General features: G+C 72.4%; 3 protein-coding genes. 1 reads left to right on the top strand and 2 read right to left on the bottom strand.

Annotation, left to right across the window (positions count from 1 at the left end; all coding sequences use genetic code 11):
* The first annotated feature begins 46 nt into the window (after positions 1 to 46).
* A complete protein-coding gene (locus G3I53_RS00540) occupies positions 47 to 1,243 on the top strand; it encodes a hypothetical protein (RefSeq protein WP_164437918.1) in 1,197 nt (398 codons plus the stop codon).
* Between the two features lie 74 nt (positions 1,244 to 1,317).
* Here the strand turns inward: G3I53_RS00540 and hflX are convergent, their stop codons facing one another.
* Positions 1,318 to 2,811, bottom strand: coding sequence for a GTPase HflX (gene hflX / locus G3I53_RS00545; protein ID WP_164337014.1), 1,494 nt, complete (start codon positions 2,809 to 2,811; stop codon positions 1,318 to 1,320).
* Positions 2,812 to 3,034: 223 nt separating this feature from the next.
* Positions 3,035 to 4,555 carry a M1 family metallopeptidase gene (locus tag G3I53_RS00550; protein WP_164337011.1) on the bottom strand — a complete coding sequence of 507 codons (1,521 nt, stop codon included), beginning with the start codon at positions 4,553 to 4,555 and terminating at the stop codon, positions 3,035 to 3,037.
* Between the last annotated feature and the right edge of the window lie 38 nt (positions 4,556 to 4,593).

The following is a 4,593-nucleotide window of genomic DNA, read 5'->3' on the forward strand; positions in this document are numbered from 1 at the left end:
TTCATCGGTTCCAACGGGGGGTCCACGCACCATGAGTTCATTCCGTATGTCCGCGTTCCAAGGGGCGGGGCGCCGGCGCACCGTCCTGGCCGCCACCGGGCTGGTCGCCGCTCTCGCCCTGACGGCGACCGCGTGCGGCGGCTCGTCCGGCGACGAGGCGGGCGGCAGGGCCGGCTCGGGCGCGTCCCGGGCGGCGGACGACACCGACGGCAAGGTGTCCCTCCCGTCCGACCTCACCGACCGGCTCGAGGAGCACGGCATCGACGTCGACCGGTGGAAGGACGGCGGATGGAAGGACTGGGACCGGGACAAGTGGCTCAGCGAGGCCGAGGACTTCGTCAACCCGGTGATCGAGGGCCTGTGGAAGCCGGAGCGGATGCGCGCGGCCGAGGAGGCGGACAAGACCGTCTCGACCAAGGACGCCCGGGCCGCCCAGGGCGTCAGTGACCCGGAGCCCGCGCCGGTCCGCGCGCAGGCCGAGAAGACGCCGTACCACGATCACGCGGCTCCCGTGGGCAAGGTCTTCTTCGACTCCCCCGACGGCCCGAGCGTCTGCTCCGGGACGGTCGTCAAGGACGTCAACCACCCCGGCAGGTCGAACCTGGTGTGGACGGCCGGGCACTGTGTGCACGCCGGGGCCGACGGCGGCTGGTACCGCAACCTGGTCTTCGTCCCGGCCTACAACGACCTGGGGAGGCCCGAGAGCGAGCTGAGCGGCGCGGATCCGGCCGAGATCGCCCCCTACGGCAACTGGTGGGCCGACTGGGCGGCGACGTCCAACGGCTGGATCCAGGGCGGTTCGGAGTCGGGAGGCGCCGGCGCGCCGTACGACTACGCCGTGCTGCACGTACAGCCCGAACAGGGCGGCAAGTCCCTGGAGGAGACCGTCGGCGCCGCCCTGGACGTGGACTTCTCCGCGCCGTCGGCCGCCGCGGCGGGCAGCGTGGGGGCGTGGGGCTACCCGGCCGCGCCGCCCTACAACGGCCTGCGGATGTTCAAGTGCCTCGACGCGCCGGGCCGGTTCTCCCTCGCCGCGGACCTGCCGACGATGTACCGGATCGGCTGCACGATGACCGGCGGCTCCTCGGGCGGCGGATGGTTCCGGGTCCGCGACGGCCGGACGGTGCTGGTCTCCAACACCTCGATCGGCCCGACCGACAACACCTGGCTGGCCGGACCGCAGCTCGGCCGGGACGCCGAGGCGCTGTACCAGAGCATGAGCCGGACGCACGGCGGCAGCTGATCCGCACCGGCCCCGACACGACGATGGCCCGCTCCCCACAGGACGGGGAGCGGGCCTTCGCGTGTGCCCGGGGGTCAGCCGGCCGGGGCCGGCACGTACGGCGTGAGCTCGGCCGCGAGCTCCTCGTGCACCCGCAGCTTCAGCAGGGTGCCCTCCGGGGTGTGCTCCTCGGAGATCACCTCGCCCTCGTCGTGGGCGCGGGCGACCAGCTTGCCGTGGGTGTACGGCACGAGCGCCTCGATCTCCACCGAGGGGCGGGGCAGCTCGGTGTCGATGAGCGCCAGCAGCTCCTCGATGCCCTGGCCGGTGCGGGCCGAGACGGCGATGGAGCGCTTCTCCACCCGCAGCAGCCGCTGGAGCGTGAGCGGGTCGGCGGCGTCCGCCTTGTTGATCACGACGATCTCGGGGACGTCGGTGGCTCCGACGTCACGGATCACCTCGCGCACGGCCGCCAGCTGCTCCTCCGGGGCGGGGTGCGCGCCGTCCACCACGTGCAGGATCAGGTCGGACTCGCCGACCTCCTCCATCGTGGAGCGGAACGCCTCGACCAGGTGGTGGGGCAGGTGCCGGACGAAGCCGACGGTGTCGGCCAGGGTGTACAGCCGTCCGCTCGGGGTCTCGGCCCGGCGCACGGTCGGGTCGAGCGTCGCGAACAGCTGGTTCTCCACCAGCACGCCCGCGCCGGTGAGGCGGTTGAGCAGGGAGGACTTGCCGGCGTTGGTGTAGCCGGCGATGGCGACCGAGGGCACCTTGTGGCGCTTGCGTTCCTGCCGCTTGATCTCGCGGCCGGTCTTCATCTCCGCGATCTCCCGGCGCATCTTCGCCATCTTCTCGCGGATGCGGCGCCGGTCCGTCTCGATCTTGGTCTCACCGGGGCCGCGGGTGGCGAGGCCGCCGCCCTTGCCGCCGCCCATCTGGCGGGACAGCGACTGACCCCAGCCGCGCAGCCGCGGCAGCATGTACTGCATCTGCGCGAGCGAGACCTGCGCCTTGCCCTCCCGGGACTTGGCGTGCTGGGCGAAGATGTCGAGGATCAGCGCCGTGCGGTCGATGACCTTGACCTTGACGACGTCCTCGAGGTGGATGAGCTGGCCGGGGCTGAGCTCACCGTCGCAGATGACGGTGTCCGCGCCCGTGTCGAGCACGATGTCGCGCAGTTCCTCGGCCTTGCCCGAACCGATGTAGGTCGACGCGTCGGGCTTGTCGCGGCGCTGGATCACACCGTCGAGTACGAGGGCGCCCGCCGTCTCGGCGAGGGCGGCGAGCTCCGCCAGGGAGTTCTCCGCCTCCCGGGCGGTGCCCGTGGTCCACACACCGACGAGCACGACGCGCTCCAGGCGGAGCTGCCGGTACTCGACCTCGGTGACGTCCTCGAGCTCGGTGGACAGGCCCGCGACGCGGCGCAGGGCCGCGCGCTCGGTGCGGTCGAACTGGTCGCCGTCCCGCTCTCCGTCGATCTCGAAGCTCCAGGCGACGTCCTCTTCCATCAGGGCATCGGCCCGAAGACCCTCGGGGTGGCTGTGCGCGAGGCGCTGGGTGTCCTGGGAAGGGGATGAAGAGGAGGTCATTGGATCCTTACGTAGATGGGAAACCGTCTGCGGCGACGCCCTGCTCCCGGCTGCCGGCCGGGCGCTCCGGCTGCGGAGTCGCGTGCACGGAATCTGGTCCGTCACTGTCCACAACGCACGAGTACCCCGGGAGATTCCCCGGTGTGCCGTGCCGTGCCGACGCGACGATGGTCGCACGACACGGCCCGTCTCGTCACCGTGTTATTGCCCGCTTCCGGCCCGCTCAATGCGCGGGAGCGGCGGCCCGTGTGCCGGACGTCCAGTCGGGGTGTCCGGGCATGGGCGGGGTCTTCTCGCCGTACAGCCAGGGGTGCAGGAACGCGGTGAGGTCGCGTCCGGCGGTCTCGGAGGCGAGCCGGACGAAGTCCGCCGTGGTGGCGTTGCCGTCCCGGTGGCGGGTGACCCACGCGCGCTGCAGGCGGTCGAAGGCCCCGTGCCCGATCTCCTGCCGCAGCGCGTACAGCACGAGCGCGGCCCCCGCGTAGACGTTGGGCCGGAAGATGCTGATCTTGCGGCCGGGGTCCGGGACGTCGGGGGCGGCGGGCGGTCCGCCGGCCGCGCGCCAGCGGTCGGAGGACTCGTAGGCGGCCTTCATGCCGGCCTCCATGGAGCGGCCCGCCTTCTCCTCCGCGTACAGGGCCTCGTACCAGGTCGCGTGGCCCTCGCTGAGCCAGAGGTCCGACCAGGTGCCGGGGCTGACGCTGTTGCCGAACCACTGGTGGGCCAGCTCGTGCACCATGATCGACTCCACGTACCACTCCGGGTACGCCGGGTCGGTGAAGAGTTCCCGCTCGAAGAGGGAGAGCGTCTGGGTCTCCAGGGCGAAGCCGGTGGAGGCGTCGGCCAGGAGCAGCCCGTACGTCTCGAAGGGGTAGCGGCCGACCTTGTCCTCCATCCAGGAGATCTGGCCGGGTGTCTTGGCCAGCCAGGGTTCCAGCTTCTCGCGCTGCCCGGCCGGCACCACGTCCCGCACGGGCAGTCCGTGCGGACCGGCGCGGTGGACCACGCTGGACCGGCCGATGGACACCTGGGCGAGTTCGGTCGCCATGGGGTGCTGGGTCCGGTACGTCCAGGTGGTGGCACCGCGGGCGCGCTCGACGTGGGTGCGCAGTCCGTTGGCGACGGCGGTGTGGCCGTCGGGGGCGGTGATCCGGAAGGTGAACATCGCCTTGTCGGACGGGTGGTCGTTGCAGGGGAACACCAGGTGCGCGGCGTCGGCCTGGTTGGCCATCGCGAGACCGTCGGCCGTGCGGATCCAGCCGCCTTCGCGGTTGCCGGGGCTCACCGGGTTGCTCGTGTGCCGCACGGTGATGCGGGTCCACTCGCCCCGGTCCAGTTCGTCCTCGGGGGTGATCACCAGGTCCTCGCCGGCGCCGGTGAAGGCGGCGGGTTCGCCGTCGACCTCCACGGACTGGACGGTTCCGTGGGCGAAGTCGAGGTTGATCCGGTCCAGGTCGGCGGTGGTCCAGGCGTCGATGGTGGTGACGGCGCGCAGGGGTGCGTCGTTGCTGCCGGAGTAGTCGAGCTGCAGGTCGTACGACGCCACGTCGTAGCCGGGGTTGCCCAGGTGCGGGAAGAGGCGGTCGCCGACGCCCAGCGGGGTGGCGGGGGCGTTCGCGGCGACCAGGCAGACGGAGACGGCCGAGGCGAGCAGCGCGGCGGCCGCGCGCCTCCGGCGGGCACGCGGGACGGCGGTGGGGAGGGCGCGGCCGTGGGTGGCCCGGCCGGAGGGAGTGAGCGGCATGCCCCACGGCTATCAGCGCGGGCCCTGCCCACGGCGAC

Source organism: Streptomyces sp. SID14436 (genome assembly GCF_010548465.1).
GTDB lineage: Bacteria > Actinomycetota > Actinomycetes > Streptomycetales > Streptomycetaceae > Streptomyces.

Coding starts and splice junctions, on each gene's coding strand:
- G3I53_RS00540 (WP_164437918.1), top strand. CDS start 47: ATGTCCGCGTTCCAAGGGGCGGGGCGCCGGCGCACCGTCCTGGCCGCC.
- hflX (WP_164337014.1), bottom strand. CDS start 2,811: ATGACCTCCTCTTCATCCCCTTCCCAGGACACCCAGCGCCTCGCGCAC.
- G3I53_RS00550 (WP_164337011.1), bottom strand. CDS start 4,555: ATGCCGCTCACTCCCTCCGGCCGGGCCACCCACGGCCGCGCCCTCCCC.